The 22,910-nt window shown below is 42.3% G+C and carries 19 protein-coding genes and 1 riboswitch; of the genes, 7 read left to right on the top strand and 12 right to left on the bottom strand.

Annotation, left to right across the window (positions count from 1 at the left end; all coding sequences use genetic code 11):
- Positions 1-48 precede the first annotated feature (48 nt).
- Entirely contained in the window at positions 49-2,772 is a 2,724-nt protein-coding gene (secA, locus tag FTU34_RS12815) for a preprotein translocase subunit SecA (protein WP_180035847.1), read from the bottom strand.
- 337 nt (positions 2,773-3,109) lie between these two features.
- Here secA and FTU34_RS12810 point away from each other — a divergent pair, with 337 nt between their 5' ends.
- The 3 genes from FTU34_RS12810 to FTU34_RS12800 all read left to right on the top strand — a co-directional run bounded on the left by FTU34_RS12810 (position 3,110) and on the right by FTU34_RS12800 (position 5,456).
- Complete coding sequence (locus tag FTU34_RS12810; protein ID WP_180024520.1) at positions 3,110-3,745, top strand: peroxiredoxin; 636 nt, start codon at positions 3,110-3,112, stop codon at positions 3,743-3,745.
- Positions 3,746-4,039: 294 nt separating this feature from the next.
- Complete coding sequence (locus tag FTU34_RS12805) at positions 4,040-4,867, top strand: MBL fold metallo-hydrolase (protein WP_180035846.1); 828 nt, start codon at positions 4,040-4,042, stop codon at positions 4,865-4,867.
- Positions 4,857-5,456 (top strand): dual specificity protein phosphatase family protein, encoded by a 600-nt coding sequence (locus tag FTU34_RS12800; protein WP_180035845.1) that lies wholly within the window; start codon positions 4,857-4,859, stop codon positions 5,454-5,456. Before FTU34_RS12805 ends, FTU34_RS12800 begins: the two co-directional genes overlap by 11 nt.
- Before the next feature lie 20 nt (positions 5,457-5,476).
- On the opposite strand, the gene FTU34_RS12795 is transcribed toward FTU34_RS12800, so the two are convergent.
- The 4 genes from FTU34_RS12795 to trpA are packed head-to-tail and all read right to left on the bottom strand — an operon-like array spanning position 5,477 to position 9,427.
- Entirely contained in the window at positions 5,477-6,454 is a 978-nt protein-coding gene (locus tag FTU34_RS12795; protein WP_180035844.1) for an SPOR domain-containing protein, read from the bottom strand.
- Complete coding sequence (folC, locus tag FTU34_RS12790) at positions 6,451-7,734, bottom strand: bifunctional tetrahydrofolate synthase/dihydrofolate synthase (protein WP_078194131.1); 1,284 nt, start codon at positions 7,732-7,734, stop codon at positions 6,451-6,453. The genes FTU34_RS12795 and folC overlap by 4 nt, the downstream gene beginning before the upstream one ends.
- Positions 7,731-8,627, bottom strand: a complete 897-nt coding sequence (accD, locus tag FTU34_RS12785; RefSeq protein WP_180005414.1) for an acetyl-CoA carboxylase, carboxyltransferase subunit beta — start codon at positions 8,625-8,627, stop codon at positions 7,731-7,733. The genes folC and accD overlap by 4 nt, the downstream gene beginning before the upstream one ends.
- Positions 8,624-9,427: a tryptophan synthase subunit alpha gene (trpA, locus tag FTU34_RS12780; protein WP_180035843.1), complete on the bottom strand. Its 804-nt coding sequence runs from the start codon at positions 9,425-9,427 to the stop codon at positions 8,624-8,626. Before trpA ends, accD begins: the two co-directional genes overlap by 4 nt.
- A gap of 363 nt (positions 9,428-9,790) precedes the next feature.
- Here trpA and FTU34_RS12775 point away from each other — a divergent pair, with 363 nt between their 5' ends.
- The gene (locus FTU34_RS12775; RefSeq protein WP_180035842.1) at positions 9,791-11,125 is read left to right on the top strand and encodes a Na+/H+ antiporter NhaC family protein; all 1,335 of its coding nucleotides are present in this window, start codon (positions 9,791-9,793) and stop codon (positions 11,123-11,125) included.
- A gap of 84 nt (positions 11,126-11,209) precedes the next feature.
- On the opposite strand, the gene FTU34_RS12770 is transcribed toward FTU34_RS12775, so the two are convergent.
- On the bottom strand, positions 11,210-12,238 hold the full coding sequence (locus FTU34_RS12770; protein ID WP_180035841.1) for an AraC family transcriptional regulator: 1,029 nt from the start codon (positions 12,236-12,238) through the stop codon (positions 11,210-11,212).
- A 145-nt stretch (positions 12,239-12,383) separates the two neighbouring features.
- On the opposite strand from FTU34_RS12770, the gene FTU34_RS12765 reads away from it, so the two are divergent.
- Positions 12,384-13,259, top strand: coding sequence for a metal-dependent hydrolase (locus tag FTU34_RS12765; protein WP_078191325.1), 876 nt, complete (start codon positions 12,384-12,386; stop codon positions 13,257-13,259).
- Between the two features lie 51 nt (positions 13,260-13,310).
- On the opposite strand, the gene FTU34_RS12760 is transcribed toward FTU34_RS12765, so the two are convergent.
- The 6 genes from FTU34_RS12760 to FTU34_RS12735 form a co-directional block, all read right to left on the bottom strand.
- Positions 13,311-14,303, bottom strand: coding sequence for a DUF2804 domain-containing protein (locus FTU34_RS12760; RefSeq protein WP_180035840.1), 993 nt, complete (start codon positions 14,301-14,303; stop codon positions 13,311-13,313).
- 145 nt (positions 14,304-14,448) lie between these two features.
- Positions 14,449-14,967 (bottom strand): DUF1543 domain-containing protein, encoded by a 519-nt coding sequence (locus FTU34_RS12755; protein ID WP_180035839.1) that lies wholly within the window; start codon positions 14,965-14,967, stop codon positions 14,449-14,451.
- A gap of 22 nt (positions 14,968-14,989) precedes the next feature.
- A complete protein-coding gene (locus FTU34_RS12750; protein ID WP_180035838.1) occupies positions 14,990-15,715 on the bottom strand; it encodes a CPBP family intramembrane glutamic endopeptidase in 726 nt (241 codons plus the stop codon).
- 222 nt (positions 15,716-15,937) lie between these two features.
- Complete coding sequence (trpB, locus tag FTU34_RS12745; RefSeq protein ID WP_180024528.1) at positions 15,938-17,164, bottom strand: tryptophan synthase subunit beta; 1,227 nt, start codon at positions 17,162-17,164, stop codon at positions 15,938-15,940.
- Positions 17,148-17,789, bottom strand: coding sequence for a phosphoribosylanthranilate isomerase (locus FTU34_RS12740; protein WP_180035837.1), 642 nt, complete (start codon positions 17,787-17,789; stop codon positions 17,148-17,150). The genes trpB and FTU34_RS12740 overlap by 17 nt, the downstream gene beginning before the upstream one ends.
- 160 nt (positions 17,790-17,949) lie before the next feature.
- Positions 17,950-19,770, bottom strand: coding sequence for a TonB-dependent receptor domain-containing protein (locus FTU34_RS12735; protein WP_180035836.1), 1,821 nt, complete (start codon positions 19,768-19,770; stop codon positions 17,950-17,952).
- A 126-nt stretch (positions 19,771-19,896) separates the two neighbouring features.
- Positions 19,897-20,062, bottom strand: a riboswitch (cobalamin riboswitch).
- Between the two features lie 236 nt (positions 20,063-20,298).
- On the opposite strand from FTU34_RS12735, the gene FTU34_RS12730 reads away from it, so the two are divergent.
- Together FTU34_RS12730 and FTU34_RS12725 are read left to right on the top strand one after the other, a co-directional pair.
- The gene (locus FTU34_RS12730) at positions 20,299-22,146 is read left to right on the top strand and encodes a TonB-dependent siderophore receptor (RefSeq protein WP_257226287.1); all 1,848 of its coding nucleotides are present in this window, start codon (positions 20,299-20,301) and stop codon (positions 22,144-22,146) included.
- Positions 22,147-22,192: 46 nt separating this feature from the next.
- On the top strand, positions 22,193-22,777 hold the full coding sequence (locus FTU34_RS12725; protein ID WP_078194212.1) for a cob(I)yrinic acid a,c-diamide adenosyltransferase: 585 nt from the start codon (positions 22,193-22,195) through the stop codon (positions 22,775-22,777).
- Positions 22,778-22,910 lie beyond the last annotated feature (133 nt).

Here is a 22,910-nt window from a genome sequence, read left to right as displayed (position 1 = left end):
AAATCAGAGCGCGAAGGCTCTGATTTATTTGAAATTAAAAAATGCTGTTTAGATTTTACCGTGACATTGTTTATATTTTAGACCTGAACCACATGGGCAAGGCGAGTTACGACTTTCTGGCGGAACAATCACTTGCTCTGCAGGTGTGTATTGCGCATCGATAACATCATTACCATTGGCTTCAGCCAACAAATTATCAAAGTCATTGTGTGACAATTGAAGATTCATTGATTCAGCTTGAGCCTGTTTTTGAGCTTCCATTTCTGCAAGCTCTTCGGCTGTAGGCACATGAATACGAGATAAATCTGTCACGACATCTGACTTAATCACAGCAAGCATGTTTACAAATAAGTTAAAAGCTTCTTTTTTGTATTCTTGCTCAGGATTTTTCTGCGCATAACCACGTAAATGAATCCCTTGACGTAAGTAATCCATTGCTGCCAAATGCTCTTTCCAATGGCGGTCCAATGAATTCAACATAAAGTGACGTTCGAGCATTGCAGCCGTTTCGTCACCCATTTGCGTACGACGTGAACGGTAGTGCTGAAGAACTTCATCAGTAATACGTTCAACCAAAGCTTCCTCATCCAAACGACGATCTTGCTCTAACCACTGCGAAATTGGTAGTTCAATCGATAGATCTTCACGTAGCGCCTTTTCAAGACCTTCTATATCCCACTGATCGTGAATAGACTCAGGTGGAATATATACTTCGATCATGCCTTTGGTCACATCCTGAATCATTGTTTCGATGTAATCTTGTAAAGACGGTTCAACAAGAATTTCATCACGTTGCGAGTAAATAATCTTACGTTGTTCGTTGTTTACGTCATCGTATTTCAATAAATTTTTACGAATATCGAAGTTACGTGCTTCAACTTTACGTTGTGCATTTTCAATCGAGCGTGAAACCATTTTATGCTCAATGGCTTCATCTTCTTTCAGCCCCATGGCACGCATCATTGCAACTACGCGATCACCTGCGAAGATACGCATCAAGTCATCTTCAAGCGACAAGTAGAAACGTGACACACCTGGGTCACCTTGACGGCCCGCACGACCACGTAACTGGTTATCGATACGACGAGATTCATGACGTTCTGAACCAATGATGTGTAAACCACCAGAGTTCAACACCATTTCATGATTTTGTTCCCACTCTGCTTTCAAACGTACTTCATCTGCTTCAGTCGGCTCTTCAATCTTCGCCAGCAACGCTTTCCAGTTACCACCTAACAGAATATCAGTACCACGACCAGCCATGTTAGTCGCAATGGTCACTGCACGCGGTGAACCCGCTTGCGCAATAATATCCGCTTCACGCTCATGTTGTTTCGCATTAAGTACTTCATGTTGAATACCAGCTTCTTTCAGCTTATCTGATAAAATTTCAGAGGCTTCAATGGTTGCTGTACCAATCAGAATCGGCGCAACACCCGCTTCATGAATACGTTGAATTTCTTGAATGATGGCGTTGTATTTACCTTCACGGTTTAAATAGATTAAATCGTTTTGGTCATTACGAATCATTGGGCGATGGGTTGGAATAAGTACAACATCCAAGCCATAAATTTCTTTCATCTCTGCAGCTTCAGTATCTGCAGTACCCGTCATACCCGATAATTTTTTGTATAGACGGAAATAGTTCTGGAATGTTGTAGTTGCTAAAGTTTGGTTTTCAGGCTGAATTTCCAAACCTTCTTTTGCTTCTACTGCTTGATGCAAACCTTCTGACCAACGGCGACCCGGCATGGTACGACCAGTGTTTTCATCGACAATGATCACTTCACCTTCGTGGATGATGTAATGCACGTTGCGTTGGTATAGGTAATGCGCACGAATGGCCGCAGAAACATGGTGTACCAAGTTTAAATTAGCAGATGAATATAAACTTTCACCTTCAGCAAGCAAGCCCATTTGAATCAATTCAGCTTCAACAGTTTCATAACCGACTTCGGTCATTTCTACAGAGCGCTGTTTTTCGTCAATCCAGAAGTGACCGCCATCTGGTACCTTTTCTTCTTTTTGTGCATGAAGTTTTGGTGGAATGCTGTTAATTGCAGCATACAACTGAGAAGAGTCTTCTGATTGACCAGAAATGATCAACGGTGTACGTGCTTCATCAATCAGGATCGAATCGACCTCATCGATGATGGCATAGGTTAAGCTGCGCTGTTTTTTCTCAGCAGCAGAAAACACCATGTTGTCACGCAAGTAATCGAAACCGAATTCGTTGTTGGTACCGTAAGTAATGTCAGCTCGATACGCTTGAGCTTTTTCAGTTGGGTCTTGCATTGAGTAAATAATCCCAATGCTTAAACCTAAAAATTCGAATAATGGACGGTTTAATTCAGCATCACGCTGTGCGAGATAGTCGTTCACCGTAATCACGTGAACACCTTCACCACTAATCGCATTGAGGTAACAAGCAAGCGTTCCCATGAGGGTTTTACCTTCACCGGTACGCATCTCTGCGATCTTACCTTCATGCAAGGTAATACCACCAATCAGCTGTACGTCATAATGACGCATGCCCATGACACGCTTCGCAGCTTCACGACAAACAGCAAACGCTTCAGGTAATAATTTATCAAGGCTGTCGCCTTTTTTATAACGTTCTTTGAATTCTTCAGTTTTTGCAGATAAGTCTGCATCGCTTAGAACAGATATCGTCGGCTCGAGCGCATTTATCTTCTCTACGATTTTACGCATGCGTTTGAGTTCGCGCTCATTTTTGGTACCGAAGATTCCTCCGATCAGACTTGCCAACATGAATAGACTCTCTAAATCTTGCTTGTCAAATGAATATATTTTCTTAGTCGTTATTATGGTGCTAGAAATTCGAAGTACAAGGGTTTTGCACAAAAATCCCCTTAAATATTCTGCGCTCGGGTTCTAGCCCCGGAGACTTAAGGCAAGCTAATGTAACAAATTTTCTGCAGACAACATAGTGACTCTGTCGTGAGATATTTCGCATTTATCCCCCAATAAAACTGTTTTATATGAAATATATTCATAAAGAAATGAAAAAACACTATTTTTAATCATAAAAAAAATCCTTCATATTTATTTTCAAGTTAAACAAATTCAATAAATACGGGGATATTCCATGACGATTCGTTTAGGTGATACTGCACCAGACTTTACTCAAGACTCAAGCGAAGGCAGCATTCATTTTTATGACTTTTTAGGTGACAGTTGGGGCATTTTATTTTCGCATCCTGCCGATTACACCCCAGTCTGCACCACAGAACTTGGATTTACCGCAAAACTAAAAGATGAATTTAGCAAACGTGGTGTCAAGGCCATTGCCCTGTCTGTTGACGATGTTGAGTCGCATCATGGTTGGATTAACGACATTAATAATACTCAAAATACCACGGTCAACTTCCCGATCATTGCAGACAAAGACCGTAAAGTGTCCACACTTTATGATTTCATTCACCCCAATGCCAGCGAAACATTAACTGTTCGCTCTTTGGTGATCATCGATCCACATAAAAAAGTCCGTTTAATCATTACTTATCCTGCATCTACAGGGCGTAACTTCCATGAAATTTTACGTGTCATTGACTCTTTGCAACTGACAGACAACCATAAAGTTGCAACACCGGCCAACTGGCAACAAGGTGAAGATGTGGTGATTGTGCCGTCATTAAAAGATGAAGAGGAAATCAAACAACGCTTTCCTCAAGGATATAACGCAGTTACGCCTTACCTTCGTTTAACGCCTCAACCTAAGTGAGGATAAAACGGAGCATTACGCTGTCCGAGCGCAAGATAAGAAGCTCTGCTGTGAGTGACCAAAGCGAAGGTACAAATTTAACTATTTTTAAGTGCAGCACCTGACCCAACTCAGAATCACAACCATAGTTACTTATAGTTTTCCCCTCAGAACGAATGACGAGCCCGTTCTGGCATTCTCCAACCTGCTCATCTTCGGATGAGCTTTTTTTTGATTACAAATTCCTCTCTGGGATTAGATTGGTTAAACATCACAATTCCGTTATAACTAAGAAAAACTTGAAAACAACAAACCGTGATTCATCAAATTCATCATTTACATTGTGGTAGTTTTTGTCCAACGTGTGCCCCTTTATTTGGACAGAAAGGCTTTCGCGCACATTTGGTCTGTCATTGCCTGCTCATTGAAACCGATAAAGGGCTCGTCTTAGTCGATACAGGACTGGGCTTACAAGATTATTTGCATCCACAAAATCGTTTAGGTCGGTTTATTTCACGCACAGCGCAGATCAAATTTAATCCGCAGCTAAGTGCAATTCATCAAATTCAAAAATTAGGTTTTAAGGCTCAAGATGTTCAACACATTTTGTTGTCACACCTAGATTTTGATCATGCTGGCGGGATCTCAGATTTTCCGCAGGCAACCGTGCATGTGCTAGCCAGTGAATATAACGCCACTCAAAACCTTCATAGCTTAAAATCACGACTGCGCTATCGACCACAGCAGTTCCAACAGCATCGTTATTGGAACTTTATCGAAAACATCGGGACGCAAGCATGGTTTAACTTAGAGCACACTGCCGGTCTGTCTATTTTTCAAGAGGATATTTTAATGCTTCCACTTTTGGGACATACCGCGGGTCATGCCGGTATTGCGATTAAAAATAACCAGCGCTGGTTGTTATATTGTGGCGATGCTTATTACTCACAGCATCAATTAAATACAAATTTTCATTCGCGGGCCTTAAATCAGCTTGAGCGTTTATTTGCCACCGACAATACACAGCGACTGCACTCCCTTCATAAGATTCAGCAGTTAGCGCAGCATCCGGACATCGATCTCATCTGTGCACATGACCCATTCGAATTCGCTCGCTATCAGAATACAAGCTATGACCGCTAAAATCCTACCAATGACCCTCCTTAGTGTTAGCTTCAGCTTCACGGGTTGCATGACATCAAATCCATTACCGTTAAATGAACGTCCTCAGCATTGGGGGAAAGTCGTTCATCAACAGCATAATTTTTATCAAATCAGCCCCACGCTATTTCGCAGTGAACAATTTGATACAGATCTCGCCCCTTTTCTACGAGAACAGCAAATCGATGTGATCATAAATTTACGTTCACGGCACCATGACCCAGAACGCTTAAAAAATGCTATTGATATGCAAAAGATTAAATTTGTACATATTCCGATACACACGTGGCAAATCGATCGTGAAGATTTACTGACGGTGATGAAAACCATAAAAGAAGCTGAACAACAGCAGCAAAAAGTTTTAATCCATTGCTACCACGGCTCAGACCGTACAGGCGCGAGTGTGGCCATGTACCGTATTATTTTTCAGCATTGGTCCATTGAGGAAGCAAAACGTGAAATGAAACAAGGTGGCTATGGCTTCCACCCTATTTGGAAAAATATTGACCGTTTATTCAGCCCTGAAAATGTAAAATGGATTCAGCAGCAACTACTGAATCCATCTTATTAAAGGTCATTCCTCAAATAAACTTAGCGTTTATCGAGTGGTACCCAATCAATCACCCAAGCCGATTTCATATTTAAACTTGCATCTGAATTGATCTTTTTACGTGTTGCGTCCGCAGCATCACGGTCCTTCGAAGGACCGACCATAATACGAATGCCTTTAGATGTAGGACTCTTCGTCACTTTATAGCCTTTTGCACGTAATTTTGCAGCGACGGCATCTGCATTGGCTTCATTGGCAGCCAGTGCAACTTGCACCATCCATTGCTTATCGCCATTTTCCAACAGATCACGTGCTTTTTCAGCTTCAGCTTTTTTCTTGGCTTCGGCTTTACGCTTTTCTTCCGCCTTGTGTTTTTCTTCGGCTTTACGCTTTTCTTCAGCTTGTTGCTTCGCTTCGGCTGCTTTCTTATCTGCAGCTTTTTTCTCAGCTTCAGCACGTGCTTTACGTTCAGCTTCTTTTTGAGCGTCCGCTTTACGTTTTGCTTCAGCTTTTTGTTTTTCTGCTGCGATACGTGCCTGTTCAGCCTTTTGCTGCGCCGACTGACTCTCTAACTTTTTTTGAGCCGCCAACTTATCCTCAGCTAAACGCTTTTGCTTGGCTTTTTCATCTTCAACCAATTCGGGAGGAATATTATCCGAACTTTGTTGAGCTGAACGATGTGCGTTTAAAGCCGCATATTCTTCTGCTGCTTTACGTGCTGCATCAGCCTCCGCTTGTTGTTGCATCGCTAAAAATTCTGCTGCACGTGCTTCTTGCTCCGCAACCGATTTTTCACGGGTACGTCGTTGTTCTTCGAGCAAACGCTTTTCAGTTTCAACATCAACAGTCAATGATGACATTTTACCCGCACCCTGACCTTGTTGCTCAACTTGAGCCATTTCAGGGGTTTGGCTTTGATTTTGATGTATTTCTTCTTTGCCTTTAAGTAAAAGTGCGGCCAGCAGTACACCACCACCTAATAAAACAACACCACCCATCCAGCGTTGTTTGTTATTCATTGACATTCTTCCAGATACTCCCATACCGCTTCTAAGGTATGAAATGAACCACATACCAGAATCAGCTGATTATTCTTTGTTTCTTCCAGCGCGGACTTAAAAGCTAATTGCACATTGTCATAATGTTCTACGACTTGATGCTGTAGTGCGCTATCCAATTGTGTGATAGATGCCGCACGTGGCACATTTAATTGTGCAATTTTCCACATTCTTACCGTATCTTTCAATAAGTTAACGACAGAATTTATGTCTTTATCAGTCAGCATGGAGAAAACGCTGATCACTTCTGTGTATTGTTTATTGTACTGGAGGAAATTTCGCAATTGCTTTAACAAAAATTCAACACCATGCGGGTTATGTCCTGCATCGAAAATCACCGTTTTACCTGCAATTTCTCTAACTTCAAAACGGCCTTGTAACTTGGCATTGATAATCCCCTGAGCGATCGACTGCTGAGAGACCACCAAACCACTGGCCAATATTGCTGCTACAGCCGTAGAGATATTTTCGAGTGCCAAAGAACCCACGGGGAGTTTTAAGGTTGAACCTGATGAGGCAAACATCCAAGATTGTCCGTCATCACTGTACTGATAAAAATAATCACGATTGAGTACATGTAAAGCAGCTTGGCAATCTTCTGCTTTTTGACGAATGGCTTCAGGCAAAACTTGCTGCCCACCAAAAATTACGGGAATATTTGGACGAATAATTCCTGCTTTCTCAAAAGCAATTTTTTCAATGGTGTCGCCCAACCAATCGGTATGGTCTAAACCAATATTGGTAATCACTGCAACATCTGGATCGACGACATTGACCACATCAAGTCGACCGCCAAGGCCCACTTCGAGGACCCATACATCGCAATGTTGCTGTTTAAAAATAACAAAAGCGGCCAAAGTGGTCGCTTCAAAAAAAGATAAACTTAATTCACATTCACGACGCGCCTGATCAACGGCCACAAAAGCATCAATCAGGGTTTGGTCGGCCACTTCAACACCTTGAAGCTTTACACGTTCATTGAATCGATAGATATGTGGTGATTGGTATAAACCCACATTATAACCTTGCGCATTTAAAATGGCAGCCAATGTCGTTGTGGTTGAGCCTTTCCCATTGGTTCCAGCAACCGTCAGAACTTTGGCATCAGGCTGAGTTACGCCCAATCGATCTGCAACAGGAATTACCCGCTCCAGTCCTAAATCAATACCCGTAACATGAACATGGCTCCAATAATCGAGCCATGTGTTTAAAGAATCAGTTGCAAGTGGTGCTGTGTTCAAGGCAAGTTCATCAATTTCGCTACAATACGATAAACTGTATCACGTAATGCATGACGGTGGACAATTTGATCGACTACACCATGATCAAGCAAATATTCCGCACGTTGGAACGGTTCTTCCAATTTTTCACGTACAGTTTGCTCAATTACACGCTTACCAGCAAAACCAATCATGGCTTTCGGCTCAGCCAAATGAACATCACCGAGCATTGCTAATGATGCAGTCACACCACCATAAACTGGATGTGTCAACACCACTAGATAAGGCAAGCCTGCATCTTTCATTTTTTGGATGGCAGCAGAAGTACGCGCCATTTGCATGAGTGACAACATGCCTTCTTGCATACGCGCACCACCAGAAGCAGCGAAGCAAATAAGCGGTTGTTTAGCTTTAATCGCAAGTTCAGCAGCCTGAACAAAACGGTCACCTACAACAGTACCCATTGAACCGCCCATGAAATCAAATTCAAATGCGGTTGCAATCATTGGAATGCCTTTAAGCGTTCCTTGCATTACCACTAAAGCTTCTGTTTCACCGGTTTTTTTCTGCGCTTCAGACATACGGTCTGGATACGCTTTGCTATCTACAAATTTAAGTGGATCTTTGGCTTTAAATTCTTGACCCAATTCTTTTTGTACTTGGTCAAAGAACCAGTTCAAACGATCACGCGCTTTCATTCGCAAGTGTTCATCACACTGAGGACAAACGTAGGCATTAAATGACATCGCAGTACGAGTCACAAGTGCATGACACTCAGGACATTCAATCGTCGGCTCAGTAAATGTCGCCTTTAATGCTTGCTGTTCATCAGGTACATGAATACCTGGTACCGCACGCTCTGTCCATGGCGTAGATGCGCTCAGAATTTTGCCTGTTTTTGCGTCTTGACTCATACTAACTCATCGAGCGCAGCTCGAAGCTCCTTCACTTTATTCACTGTTTCGATTACAGCTTGTTCTGGCGCTAAATTTGCAAATTGTTTAACAAAAGCACTACCTACAATCACCGCATCCGCAGCAACACCCATGGCTTTCGCCGATGCTGCATCACTGATACCAAAGCCAACGCCGACAGGTACCTGAGTATACGATTTGATTTTTTGAATACGTGCCGCAGCTTCAGCAACGTCTAATGTCGCTGCACCTGTCACACCTTTCAAAGAAACATAGTAGATAAATCCACTGGCTTGTTTCACCACATGCTGAATACGTTCATCAGTGGATGTTGGCGCAAGTAAGAAGATTTGATCCATGTCATATTTTTTCAATACTACATCTAGATCTTTTGCTTCTTCTGGTGGAAGGTCCACCAAGAGCACGCCATCTACACCGCATTCATGTGCATAGGCAACAAACTTTTCATAGCCGATTACTTCAACGGGGTTTAAATAGCCCATCAGTACCACGGGTGTTTCTGAATCGTTTTTACGGAACTCTTTCACCATGTTCAAGGCATCTAGAGTATTGGTTCCTGCAGCAAGCGCACGCTCCGCGGCAAGTGCAATAACAGGACCATCCGCCATTGGGTCTGAAAATGGAAGACCCAATTCGATCACATCTACACCTGCCTCAACCATTTGATGTAACAAAGGTACCGTTACTTGTGGATGAGGGTCACCAGCCATAACATAAGAAACCAAGGCCTTACGCTGTTGAGATTTAAGCGTTCCAAATCGAGTGGCTAAACGTGACATAGGGTTATACTTTCCTTGAATGAATCAAAACTATGATGTGGGTTTTGTCGAAATACAAGACATCGCATTGTAACGCTATTTTTTACCCATTGAACAGGGCATACAATCCTCAGTCGGCATTTCTCATGCAAACATAATTTTCCAGAACAACCCGAAAGCATCATTTACCGATATTTCAGTTTTTTTCACAATGATCAAAGATGCCTAATTTTAGGATCTGGCAAAATTATAAGGTTTTAGACTAACTTAATTTTATCATCAAAAAAATGTTAAAAATAACAGGCTTAGCATTTACATTTTAATTTTCCTTAAATTGCAAAACCTGCTTTATACTAGCCGCATACTTTTATTTTTTTATCTCCTATGTCCTCCGATTCACAAGTGAAAGTGCCTGCTCGGGCATTTGCACTGCTACCGCTTATTGTTTTTCTGACCATTTTTTTGGGCAGTGGTATTTACCATTCCATCATTGGAACTGAGTTTGCGTTCTATCAAGTGAAAGCCCCAGTCGCTGCTCTTCCTGCAATTGTATTGGCAATTTTGCTCTATCGCGGCAAGATCAATGACGCGATTGACACATTTATGAAAGGTGCCAGCCACCCGAATTTGATCTTAATGTTCATGGTCTTTATGCTCGCTGGTGCTTTTGCCAGTGTCAGCAGTGCCATCGGTAGTGTCGATGCAACAGTGCAATTCGGACTATCGGTAATTGCGCCTGAGTTCGTGCTGCCTATGCTGTTTATTATTGCGGCCTTTATTGCCACAGCGATGGGAACCTCCATGGGCACCATTGCAGCCTGCGCGCCAATTGCCTTTGGTTTTACACAAGTCACCGAAATTGAAGTGGTGTATGCCATTGGTGCTGTGGTCGGTGGTGCTATGTTTGGTGATAATCTGTCGATGATTTCAGATACCACCATTGCTGCAACGAACAGTCAAAAAGTTCAACTTCGCGATAAATTTAAGGTCAATGTCTGGATTGCTGTTCCTGCATCGATCGTCAGCATCTGTATCTATTTATTCATGAGTCAAGGCTCACAAGCGATTGAACACAAAGCCTATAATGCGTGGCTGATCTTGCCGTATTTAGCCGTATTTATTTTGGCCTTTTCACGTTTGCACGTGCTTGCTGTACTGACTATTGGTGTCTTACTGTCTGGCTTGATTGGTATGGTGATTCAACCTGAATTTAATTTCTTAAGCTTAAATAATTCTATTTATGATGGCTTTACTGGCATGTTTGAAGTTGCCCTGCTTTCTATTTTCTTGGGTGGTATTTCTGCCATTATGCAAAAAGAAGGCGGTTTAGAATGGCTAATTCAACGCATTTACAGCATGACACGCTACTTTAAAGTTGGTGCTGAACGCGCAGGTGAAATTGGTATCAGTTTCTTGGTGATTTTCTCCAACCTATTTGTGGCAAACAACACTGTCGCAATTATTTTATCTGGTGACATGGCACGTGAAGTCGCGAAAGAATATGGTGTAGACCCTAAACGTGCTGCTGCGCTCTTGGACATTTTCTCTTGCGTAGTCCAAGGTCTCATTCCTTATGGCGCTCAACTGTTACTGGCTTGTTCGATCGCAAAACTTTCGCCTGTAGAACTGATTGGTAGTGTGTATTACTGTTGGGTCTTGGCAATCTTTGCCATCCTGGCCATTTTACTTCGTTATCCAAGATTAAAAGCTGCGGCATAAGTTTGGCTTAAAAGAAAAGCGGTCGTTTGACCGCTTTTTTTAATGTTGTTTGAAAGGCTTTTCTTAACGAGCAATCTGCAAGTTTTATTCTAATCTCAAGGCTTTTTTTCGCGCTAATAATGTCTCTCCGCTATATGCCTTAAAAGCACGTGCCAAAGCAGACTGATCTGAATAACCTAGCTGTAAAGCGATATCTGTCAAATTGGTTTGTTGTGAAAGTAGATATTCACAGCGTTTCATCCGTTCAATCTCCAAAAGTCGTTTAAACGAGGTGTCTTTCTCCTGTAGCTGTCGTTGCAGGGTTCTCACTGACAGATGTAACTCTTCTGCTAACCACTCTATTTTAGGGGCTTGCTGTTGTAATTTGAGATAATCTGCGATGCATTGTTGCATCTGTAGAATTGGATCTGCATGTTGCGGACGCGCGGCTATCGCCTCTTCGGCCTGACGTAATAACAATTGCATCAGCGATGGGTCAGCAAGTTCTGATTTTAAATCCAAACTTTCTGCATCAATCACAAATGAATATTTAAAGGTCGAAAATTCCATTTGGCAGCCATAAAACTTTTCATAGTGATAACGAGCCATCCGCGGCGCATGGGCAAAATGAATGCGGAGTAACTTTAAAGAATCTGGAAAAATTTGCTTGGCCAAATATGCCATACAGGCCATGGTCAATTCATTGACCAAAGCATATTCATCATCATGCTGTGGCCAAGACAGTATAATTTGATGATCTTGATGGCTCATATTCATCGGCACAATTTGCGCGCCATCAATCACCAAACGACTAAACCGCATCACATATTGCAAAGCATCTGCTACGCTATTACTCAGTGTCGCCATATAGCCTAACACCCCAAAATGCTCCGCACGAATATACTTGGCCATTTCAAAAACCAATTGCGGGCAATCCAGATGCTGCTGAGTCAGTTGCATGATGCTGTTAAAAAAAGAATTCGGCGATTGAGAGTCGATCGGCAAAGACAGCACATGCTGAATTTGCGCAGCATACGGCGCAATCCATTCGAGCTGTGTATAGTTTAATTCACGCTCAATTAAGACCATATTCCATAGTTGGAAGTAACCATTTGGGATCTGAATTTCAGCCATCTCGCCCCTCTTTCTGACCTGCCAATTCTGACATTTTATATTTTCTTCATGGCGTAAAATGTATAAAAATTGGCAATATCTGTCAAAACAAAGTGCAATTTCTCCGACATACTGCAATCAATACGACTCGCACAGAAAAAATATCATGAATGCTATCGTCAAATATCAAGTCGAACCCATTGTTCGCACAAAGCTGAATTTTAAGTTAGAAGAAATCCCGCGCTATTGGTTTGGCGGAGACCCCTTTTTAACACGTATGTTTGATGCCTTGAGCCTGACCTTTCCTGATGGCGAGCGCTATTTTATTGAATCTGTACGTCTGTTCCGCAGTCAAATTCAAGACCCTGATTTACAACAACGTGTCGCTGACTTTATTCGTCAAGAAGCGCAGCACGGTATGGCGCATGACAAAATGAACATGTTGATGAAACAACAAGGCATGCCTGTCGATGCGTTCATTAAACGCCTGAATAAAATTTTTAAATTTGAACTGAGCAAGCGCTCACCAGAATACAACATTGCCATGACGGCTTCCGCCGAGCATTTGACTGCATTGATGGCTGAAACCTTTTGTAGCCAAAAGTCCGTCTTAGAATCTGCGCATCCTTATGTCCGTGCATTATTTATTTGGCATGCGATAGAAGAAATGGAACATCGCGATGTGGCTTTTGATGTGATGAAAGATGTGGCTAAGGTCGATGAAAATCTAAAGAAATTTACTTTGGTCTGGACCAGTGGATTGATGCTCGGCTTTACCTTATACCGTGCCAATGTGATGCTGAAACATGACGGCTTTAGTTTCACTGAACGTTTAAAATTAAATATGAAAGGCTTACCGTGGTTCTTTGGTAAAAATGGTACCCTCACCCGAATGAGCAAGCCATATCGAGATTGGTTTAAAAAAGACTTCCATCCGAGTCAGCATCCCATTGTGCAAAATTATGATCTTTGGTTAAAAACTTATGAAGAAACCAATGATCCAATTCAAGCTGCGGAAGTGTTTTGGCAAGCTGCAAAATAACAACTGAATAAAAAAAGCCGCATCGATTGCGGCTTTTTTATTGGCTTAGACTCACCATTTGGCATAGTGCTGCTCAAGCAAACCATATTCATTTAAGAATACAATTTCTTCGCCATCACGTTGAATTGTACCGCTAATTTTTGCCTGCCATTGACTGAACTGACTACCGACCAATCTTAAATTCAGGTTTTCATAGCGCCGCCAACCTGTGCTGACGATCAAATTTAAGCTGTTGTCTAATGAGCTAATATTCCATTGATTATCGCCTTGTTGCTGAAACAGCACATCAGACATGGGATACAAATGTCCATTGACCCACAGGCAATTTTCATTGCCAAAGCTTTCATTTACACCAGAGGCAAGATTGATCCCAACGCGTCGATTTTGACTATCCCAAAAGTTACACGACAGCCAGAACCATGCGGTTTCAGGACGAAGAAAACCACAGGTATCATCTAAAGACACCAATGTCCGGTCATGGAATTGAATGGTCTTGCCTTGCTTATTGATAAAGAAACCTTCACAGCCTAACGTCGTTAGTTTTTGAGTATAGGTCCAACCATTAATCCCTGTGGGGCTACACATACTCAGCGGATCAGTCCCCGCACAAAACACTCGAGCGCTCAGTTTGAGTTCGCCATGTTTCGACATTTGAATGTATCGCACACCATTGGCATGCTGAATGTCCAGTTGAATCCCTGACTTAATAAAATGACTCTGATTAAATAAAGGTTGTTCATCTAAAACGGTATTGCGTGACAGGAAATTAATCGAATTCCATTCCAACACTTCATTCGTAATATGGTCATACACATAGACAAAACCGTGCCCTGCCCACGCGATATCAGCAATTGCTAGACCAATCGTATAATGTTCATGCTGAATACAACAAAATTTAAATTTTTTATATTTTAAACGCTTACGCCAACCTTGAAGTCGTTTTCCATACGGTGTCTTATATTCATACTTACTTAAATCGATGCGATTGGGAAGTTCACTAAAACGCCCATAATGCGGCTGTCCATTCGGCCGTATTAAATCCATATACGCCATTCCATTGAGGTTTAAGGTCTAAATCCTGAATGTTATTATGCCTATTATTTAACGCCTGAAAAGACAATCCATCTGATTTCAGGCGAATATCACAAAAAAATATAAAAGCTGACATTTCAGCTCTTAATCATCACAATTATTCATTTATTAAGATGTAATCATTTTTCCATGAATTTTGCTGGCTATGCGGGGTTTCAACCAATTCGATATAGCGCCCATAGACATGATCAATCGCAATACAATCATCAACATCTAGGGTTCGGTCGGTATGTTGTTTTTGCCAATGTGACTCAAAAAAAGCCTTGCCCCGTTGTTTCGCAACACTAGCGTTTTGTCCTGTCACCAAAACATAACGATGTAATTCACCAAATTCGCGGGCATCATATCCACCAAGATTAATCAGCCATAATTTTTCATCTTCAGCTCGGGGCGCGGCATCACAAAATTGGATGCGATAATGCCGATTTTCAGTGCTGACTGTATGTACTTGTGTCCAAGCATCAATATGTAAGCCTTTTTGCTCACCAAACCATGCCGTTCTCAGTTGTGGATAAACCTCTTCTAATGCGTTACCCACTGCAAGAATGACGTCATGCACTTCAATATTTGCTCTTGGATGGCGTCCGCCGAGCATCACCATAAATAAACTGGACACAATCTTCCCCCTATTTTTGACTTCAACTGCCCACATAGGGCTGAAGCAATTTCAATAAAATCACACCGCCTAACGATAGTACCGCATTGTTAACGAAATGAATGAGTAAGACATGCCAAATGTTACGCGTCCACAAATAGATGAGGTTGAGAAATAGGCCTGCCGCCATAAAACTGATGGTCGCAATCAAATCGCCATCAAAATTATGATAATGAATCAAGCCGAATAAGATTGAGTTCAGTAAGACCAAAATCACTCGCCATAGCCACGGCTGTATAAATAGCTTTTGTAGCAAGGTATAGCGGAAAATAATATCTTCGAGCAATGCGGTAAATAATGGCCCAAGGCTGATGATCAGCAAGCTAAAAAACGCAATCGTATTAGGATCAAGGGTCGATTCTTTTTCAATGCTCTCACCAACGGGCAACAGACTGCGTGTAAAAGAAATCACCACTTGTAAGACGACTGCACCGACAACCACCAACAGGCTTGAACGCCAAAAAGCCTGTTTATACTTTTGCCAGTGTGTATACAGCATCGTTTTATAGAGCCAACATACAGCAATAAATAAAATGCCGCGAAAAATCGAATCACCCAAAGCAACCTGAGCTGAAACACCAAAAAATTGGTCTAAGACATAACTGTTGAGCAAGATCAGCGGAAGAATGCACAGCGCAAAAGTATCACGCCATTGCCAATAAATATGGGTTGGAAAGGATTCTGCACGAACCAATTGGGTAAACGTCATTGTTATAAAGTCTTTCTAAAGCAATAAAATTTACACAGTATTGTGATTTATTTCACACTTTTATTCTGCATCAGTTTTGTAGTGATTTGCCTTAATAAAATTTTCAGCCAAAAAAAAAATCGCGCGGAATTGCTTCTGCGCGATTTTTAATTCACCCTCTCCACTTGCGAACTCAGAATATATTCCGAGATTCTCATCCCAAAGGGAGAGGTTTAAAGGAGTTTACATCTCAACCATTTCCACGCCATCAATGCGGGCAACGGTCATTAAGTCTTTATCACCACGGCCTGATACAGTCGCAATAATGATTTGGTCTTTGTCCATGGTCGGCGCAAGTTTCGTCACATAAGCCATCGCATGTGAGCTTTCCAATGCAGGGATAATACCTTCAATTTGGGTTAAATCACGGAAGCCTTGTAGCGCTTCAGTGTCATTGATTGGCACATAGTTCACACGGTGCATATCTTTGAGGAAACTGTGCTCAGGGCCTACACCTGGGTAGTCCAGGCCTGCAGAGATTGAATGTGTTTCAATGATTTGACCTTGATCATCCGACATCAAGTACGTACGGTTACCGTGAAGTACACCGACATGACCTGCGTTTAATGGTGCAGAATGCTTGCCCGTTTCAATGCCGTAGCCTGCAGCTTCAACACCGTACATTTTCACATCTTCATCATTTAAGAATGGATAGAATAAGCCCATTGCATTTGAACCGCCGCCTACACATGCAACAAGCGCATCTGGTAAACGGCCAGCTTGTTCCTGAATTTGTTTACGCGCTTCACGACCAATAATCGATTGGAAATCACGAACCAATTGCGGATACGGATGCGGACCTGCAACGGTACCAATCACATAATAAGTTGAATCAACATTGGTTACCCAGTCACGCATCGCTTCGTTCATGGCATCTTTCAATGTTTTTGAACCGCTTTCTACAGGTACAACTGTCGCGCCAAGCAAACGCATACGGTACACGTTCATCGCTTGACGTTTTACGTCTTCTGCACCCATGAACACTACGCATTCAAGGCCTAAACGCGCTGCAATTGTTGCCGTTGCTACACCGTGCTGACCTGCGCCAGTTTCCGCAATAATACGTTTTTTACCTGAAAGCTTAGCCAGCAAAGCCTGACCAATGGTGTTATTCACTTTATGTGAACCTGTATGGTTCAGGTCTTCACGTTTTAAATAAATTTGCGCACCACCCAACTCTTTCGACCATCGTTCAGCATAATACAAAGGACTAGGACGACCGACGTAATACGCCAAGTCACGGTCGAATTCTGCCAAAAACTGGGCATCATCTTTCATGCGGAAATAGAGCTTTTCTAAGTCCTTAAGTGCTGCCATAAGAGTTTCTGACACAAAACGCCCGCCATGAATACCAAAATGCCCTTGTGCGTCTGGGAATTGGGTATAGTCGATTTTATTTTGCTGATCCACGAAGGACTCCTTGCATAAAGCGTTCTATGAGTTGTTGGTCTTTAATACCTTTGCTTGATTCTACACCACCGCTCACGTCTACGGCGTAAGCGTCTGTGGTTCGAATCGCATCTTCAATATTGGTCGGAGTTAAACCGCCTGCCAAAATTAAAGGAATATCGAGTTTTGGGAACTGTGCCCAGTCAAAGCTATGCCCTGTACCGCCTTTCAGTTCTGGATGCCATGCATCCAATAGTACGGCGCTTGCCCCAGCCTGTTGAAAGGCTTGAATCTCTCTAATCACGTCCAAATCGGGTTTGACCTGAATGGCTTTATACCAGCGGCGCCCAACGGACTGCGCAATCGTTTGGCACTGTTCAGGGCTTTCATCACCATGAAACTGCAGGATGTCTACAGGCGAATTTTTTAAAATATCCTGTATGTCTGCAGCCGATGCATTCACGAATAAACCGACGGTCTGCACATACGGCGGCACATGCTGAATCAGTTCAGCAGCCTGCACTGCCGTTACACTGCGCGGACTTGGCGCAAAGAATACAAATCCGATCGCATCTACGCCAGCTTGGACGACAGATTGAATATCTTGAATACGTGTAATTCCGCAGATTTTGGCACGGGTTCGCATGTTGTTTTGGCTCTAACTCCGCCCTATTCATAGCCCATCTATGAATATGAAGGCGAATCATTGTAATGCAATTTTCATGCATTGCGTGGATTTTCAGCATGATTACTGCGCAAAAATAAAAAGCCCTGAATGATCAGAGCTTTTTGAATAATTGATTCAATTATTTCATTGCATAACGTAAGGTTAGCCAAGCAGTACGGCCGTCTTGACGGTAGTAATAGTCATCAAATGAGTCATACACGGTGTAATATTCTTTATCAAACATATTGGCAAGTTTGGCTTGTACAGAAAATTCAGGGGTCGCTTGATAGGTTAAACGTACATCTGCTGTCGCAAAACTGCCAAAGCTTGTTGTATTAGCGGCATCCTTATAACGCTGGTCTTCTGCGTGTACAGAGCCACCTAGCGTCCATTTATCCATCGTATAATCTGCAGATACATTCAATAATTGACCTGCACGACCCGCAATTTGATTGCCTTTGGTCGCCCCCGAATTATATTCAGGCTCTTGATACGTATAGTTTAAGTTCCACGTGAAGTTGTCCAGTGACTGTCCGAACTCAGCTTCCACACCCTTAATTTTTGCTTTCGCAATATTGGTTCCGCCTGAAATCATATTATCAATTTCATTATGGAAGGCAGAAACAGACCAGTTCAGCCATTGCGACCCTTTGAATCCAATTTCAATATTTTCAGACTCTTCAGGGACTAAGTTTGGATTTGACCAGCCCGGATAATATAAGTCATTAAATGTTGGTGAGCGGAAAGCGGTACCGTATGAAACATAAGTGCTGTAGTTGTCATTAAATGAATAACCAACAGCGGCATTGCCTGTGGTGTGATCACCAAACTGTTCGTTATCATCTAAGCGAATAGCAGCTTGCAGGTTCACTCGACCAAAATCACCAAGATATTGCGCATAGTAACCGACATTATCACGCTCTTTTTCATCGTAATTGGTGGTGCTGTCGACTTGATCATTTAAGTAATCCACACCCACCAATAGTGTGTTATTTGCATTGAAAGATAATGTGTTTAACCAGCTAATGCTATCTTTTGTGGTATCAAATACACCCGTCGATTTATCTGCACTAAAGGTTTCGTATTTATCTTCTGAACGGCCAAATTTAAGCTGCATTTTCCAAAGATCTACAGGAGAATAGCTAAAGCCAACGCCATACACATTTTGTTCAACCTTGTTATAAGGATTTAGGTTATATGGACTATCGTAATTTGTTTCGCCATTTACATAGAGAACATTAAAATCAGCTGCAAATTGATCATTAAACTGATGACCCGCTTTAATTGACGCAGAATAGTTTTCATAACCATCTTTATCTATTTCAGTCGGCAAAGTTGTTACATCTAAACCTTGTGTTTTCAAGCCTGCCAAACTCAGCGTCGCCCAAGAATTATCCTGACGAATATTCACACCGACATTTGCATCGTAAGTTTCATGTGAACCATACTTGAGCGAAGCAAATGGTTTTACGCCATTTTGTGTCCCTTTACGGGTGAAGATTTGAATCACACCGCCTACAGCTTCAGAACCATATAAACTTGAGCGCGGACCTTTGACCACTTCTACACGTTCAATTTGATCAACTGGCAAATGCTCAAATGAAGTTTGGCCTGAAGTTGCTGAACCCAGTTTTTGACCATCCACCAATACCAATACCGCAGTAGAGCCTGTACCACGAATGGAAATACTTGTTGGCTGACCTAAACCACCAGAGTTGGTATACGTTACGCCCGGCACTGTACGAAGCAATTCTTGCAAAGAAGTAAATTGCTTACGTTCAATTTCTTCACGATTAATGACTGTGACTGCTGCCAAAGTTTTTTGTGCGTCTTGCTCAACAATATTGGCAACCGTGTTGGTAATCACTGGAAGTTGATAAACTTGGTCTGCTGCCATCGCAGCAGAAAGTGGAGATAAAACAAAAAGTGACCCGGTAAGAGTCTTAGAAAAAGAATGCATGCTGTATTCCCCGATCGCACCGCCCGTGCGAAATAAAAGTGGTTAACGCGTGGCGGTTTTGGGTAAGCGATGGCTTGCCATTTTTCAGACAGAAGCATGCAATCCCGCTATAACGCCCGCCGCATTATGAATAGGTCTGCATCAGGCCGGTCTCCGGACTTAAGGATTTATCGAAATAAAGCCTATTCACCGTTGCGGGGGCAGTGTCAGATTCAAATCACTTTTCAATGTTTAGACTGACTTCCCAGTTTCACTTCTCAATTAAGAAAGCACCTGAAGCGCAGGCAGATTAATTTCTGCTCCACAGCAAGTCAAGCTGTATATGTACCTATCTTCAAATACCCCATAGTTTCGATTGTTCGATAAATCGGAGTTCTCTATACTTAAGCCATTCACAACAGTTGGCATGGGAAGTTTCCACAACACTGCCCCCGCAACGGTGCGCAAAAGTAAATTTGCCAGTCCGATACCTGCTCACTGTGTTCTATCACTCAATCATTTACGTGGGGTAAATGTATGGAGCATCGCATGTCAACTTTAGCTCGCCCTACAGCACTCGCTACAGGCATTGCTGCCGCTTGGGCTTTTTCTACATCTTGTTTTGCAAATGAATCGCGCATTGCTCAACCAACAATGGATACCATTGTCGTCACAGCAACACGTTCTGCAGAAAAATTAGAAAATGTGCCTGCGCGTATTTCCATTATTGAACCTGCAACCGTAGCGCAATCTCCTATTTCCCAAATGAGCGATTTACTACGTGACGATGCGTCTATCAATATGGTGCAAAACGGCGGTTTAGGACAAGTGGCTTCGATTTTTGTACGTGGTACAGAATCCGACCATACCTTAGTACTGCGCGATGGCGTGCGTTTGAACTCGGCAACATCAGGCATGGCGCCATTACAGTTTTTAGATACTACCGATATTCAGCAAATTGAAGTTTTAAAAGGCCCTGCTTCTGTATTGTATGGCTCAGATGCGATTGGCGGTGTGGTACAAATTATTTCCAAGACACCAACGAAAAATACTGCCTTTGCCAGTACAGAAGTAGGTGAACACAAAACCTATAAAAGTATTATTGGCGCAGATGCCACAAAAAATGGTTATTACGCACAGATTCGAGGACAACGCTTAGAATCCGATGCCACCAAAGTGTTTGACCTAGATGAACTGAGTACAGCAAGCTATGACCAAAAAGGCTGGAGTGCAAAAGTCGGATCAAAACAAGAAAATCATGCATATTCATTGGACTATAGTCATAACGATGGTCGCAGCTTTTATGTCAGTTGTAGCAATGAAGATAAAGACTATAACTGCTTGAACTACAGCAATGTCGCGCAAGACTTTAACAATGAAATGATCAACCTCCGTGGTGAAGTGCATCTGTTACCTGCTTTAGAACTGCACGCTCGACTTTCTCAATTTAAAGATGAGCTAGATCAGGTCACAACCACCGACTTCACCCACAATAAAACCCAAGAAGCGGAAATCTATTCCAAATTTGATCTGACACCAAAACAAACGCTTTTAAGCGGGATCACACACCGTAAAATCAGCGGTGATATTGTGTCTTATGGCACGGCTTATCAAGATGATAACCGCAGCACAGGTTATTACTTACAGCATCAATATCATCAAGATGGTCTTAATACACAACTCGGAATTCGCCTAGAAGACGATGCGAAGTATGGCAGCCATACCATTGGTCAAGCTGCAATTCGTCTGCAAGCACTGCCTCTTACCAGTGTATATGCCAATATTGGAACTGCATTTAAGTCACCAACCTTAGACGAACGCTATAACAGTTGGTCAGGCAATCCAAACTTAAAGCCTGAAGAAAGTATTTCTTATGAAATTGGCGTCGATCAAAAGCTGAATCATGGGCTAAGTACCGGCCTTTCCTTGTACCACACCAAAGTCGATCATTTGATTGTGAACGGTCCAAATTACACCTTAGAAAACCTAAATACAGCGGTGTATCAAGGTGTGGAAACCTATCTGCAATGGCAAAATGGCGGATGGTCAAGCAAACTCAGCTATCATTATGTGAAAGCGCAAGATGATGAGAAAAAACAAGATTTACAGCGTCGCCCACGTCAGAATTTAAGCTTGACTACAGGTTGGAGCAATGACATTTATGGCATGAATGCAACCTTAAATGCCAAGTCAGATACCGTGGATTATCAGGCACGCAATCCCGGATATGCCACTATTGATATGAGTGCATTTTGGAATATCAATCCCAACCTCAAAGTCTTTACCAATTTACAAAATATTGGTGATGTCGAATACAAAACCTCATCGTATGGTTCAGATTTGTATTATATGAATGGCGGGCGTTTAGCCTCTATCGGTGTCACTGTTAAATATTAATACACATCACTTTATTCAACTTTTAATCAAAAAATGGACAATTAAAATGGGCCACCGTTTAAGTAAAATTTATACCCGCACAGGCGATTCAGGCACGACAGGTTTAGGCGACGGTTCTCGCGTAGCTAAAGATGATTTACGCATCGAAGCCCTAGGCGATGTCGATGAACTCAATTCAAGTATTGGTATTCTGCGTTCACACATTGCACTTAGCAGCATTGAAGACAAAGCGACTTGGGATAAATCCCTCAGCCTAATTCAACATTGGTTATTCGACCTTGGCGGTGAAGTCTGTATTCCAAACTTCAACTTGGTACAGCCTGTGTCGATTGAGTTTTTGGAAAATGACATCGACCGCATGAATGAAGCGCTGCCGATGCTGAAAGACTTTATCCTGCCTTCAGGCACTTTAGTATGTAGCTTTGCCCATCAGGCTCGTAGCGTATGCCGCCGCGCAGAACGCCGTTTAATGGCTGTACATAACCGCGACCAGAACATTCAAGCACCGTCATTGCAGCTTTTGAACCGACTTTCAGACTGGTTATTTGTCGCATCGCGTACATTACAACGTGCTGAAGGTGGCTCTGAGGTGCTGTGGCAGAAAAATATTAACGACACGATTGATCAATAAGTTTTGGATTCAAAAATTGCTCAAATCCTTTGACCAATTAAAAGTCTATTTTACATTGAAATAAATCGAAACATTTCGTCCGATCATTCTTGTATTTCAGGATGATCGGATCAAAATAACAGTGTCATCTCCC

The organism is Acinetobacter sp. YH12094, from assembly GCF_013419295.1.
Classification (GTDB): Bacteria; Pseudomonadota; Gammaproteobacteria; order Pseudomonadales; family Moraxellaceae; genus Acinetobacter; species Acinetobacter amyesii.
Note: the sequence above shows the minus strand (reverse complement) of the source record. Positions and strands in the feature narration are given on the sequence as shown.

Bases quoted from the DNA above. Each gene is read 5' to 3' on its own strand.
- secA (WP_180035847.1), bottom strand. From the start codon at position 2,772: ATGTTGGCAAGTCTGATCGGAGGAATCTTCGGTACCAAAAATGAGCGC.
- FTU34_RS12810 (WP_180024520.1), top strand. From the start codon at position 3,110: ATGACGATTCGTTTAGGTGATACTGCACCAGACTTTACTCAAGACTCA.
- FTU34_RS12800 (WP_180035845.1), top strand. From the start codon at position 4,857: ATGACCGCTAAAATCCTACCAATGACCCTCCTTAGTGTTAGCTTCAGC.
- FTU34_RS12795 (WP_180035844.1), bottom strand. From the start codon at position 6,454: ATGAATAACAAACAACGCTGGATGGGTGGTGTTGTTTTATTAGGTGGT.
- accD (WP_180005414.1), bottom strand. From the start codon at position 8,627: ATGAGTCAAGACGCAAAAACAGGCAAAATTCTGAGCGCATCTACGCCA.
- trpA (WP_180035843.1), bottom strand. From the start codon at position 9,427: ATGTCACGTTTAGCCACTCGATTTGGAACGCTTAAATCTCAACAGCGT.
- FTU34_RS12775 (WP_180035842.1), top strand. From the start codon at position 9,791: ATGTCCTCCGATTCACAAGTGAAAGTGCCTGCTCGGGCATTTGCACTG.
- FTU34_RS12770 (WP_180035841.1), bottom strand. From the start codon at position 12,238: ATGGCTGAAATTCAGATCCCAAATGGTTACTTCCAACTATGGAATATG.
- FTU34_RS12765 (WP_078191325.1), top strand. From the start codon at position 12,384: ATGAATGCTATCGTCAAATATCAAGTCGAACCCATTGTTCGCACAAAG.
- FTU34_RS12760 (WP_180035840.1), bottom strand. From the start codon at position 14,303: ATGGATTTAATACGGCCGAATGGACAGCCGCATTATGGGCGTTTTAGT.
- FTU34_RS12750 (WP_180035838.1), bottom strand. From the start codon at position 15,715: ATGACGTTTACCCAATTGGTTCGTGCAGAATCCTTTCCAACCCATATT.
- FTU34_RS12740 (WP_180035837.1), bottom strand. From the start codon at position 17,789: ATGCGAACCCGTGCCAAAATCTGCGGAATTACACGTATTCAAGATATT.
- FTU34_RS12735 (WP_180035836.1), bottom strand. From the start codon at position 19,770: ATGCATTCTTTTTCTAAGACTCTTACCGGGTCACTTTTTGTTTTATCT.
- FTU34_RS12730 (WP_257226287.1), top strand. From the start codon at position 20,299: ATGTCAACTTTAGCTCGCCCTACAGCACTCGCTACAGGCATTGCTGCC.
- FTU34_RS12725 (WP_078194212.1), top strand. From the start codon at position 22,193: ATGGGCCACCGTTTAAGTAAAATTTATACCCGCACAGGCGATTCAGGC.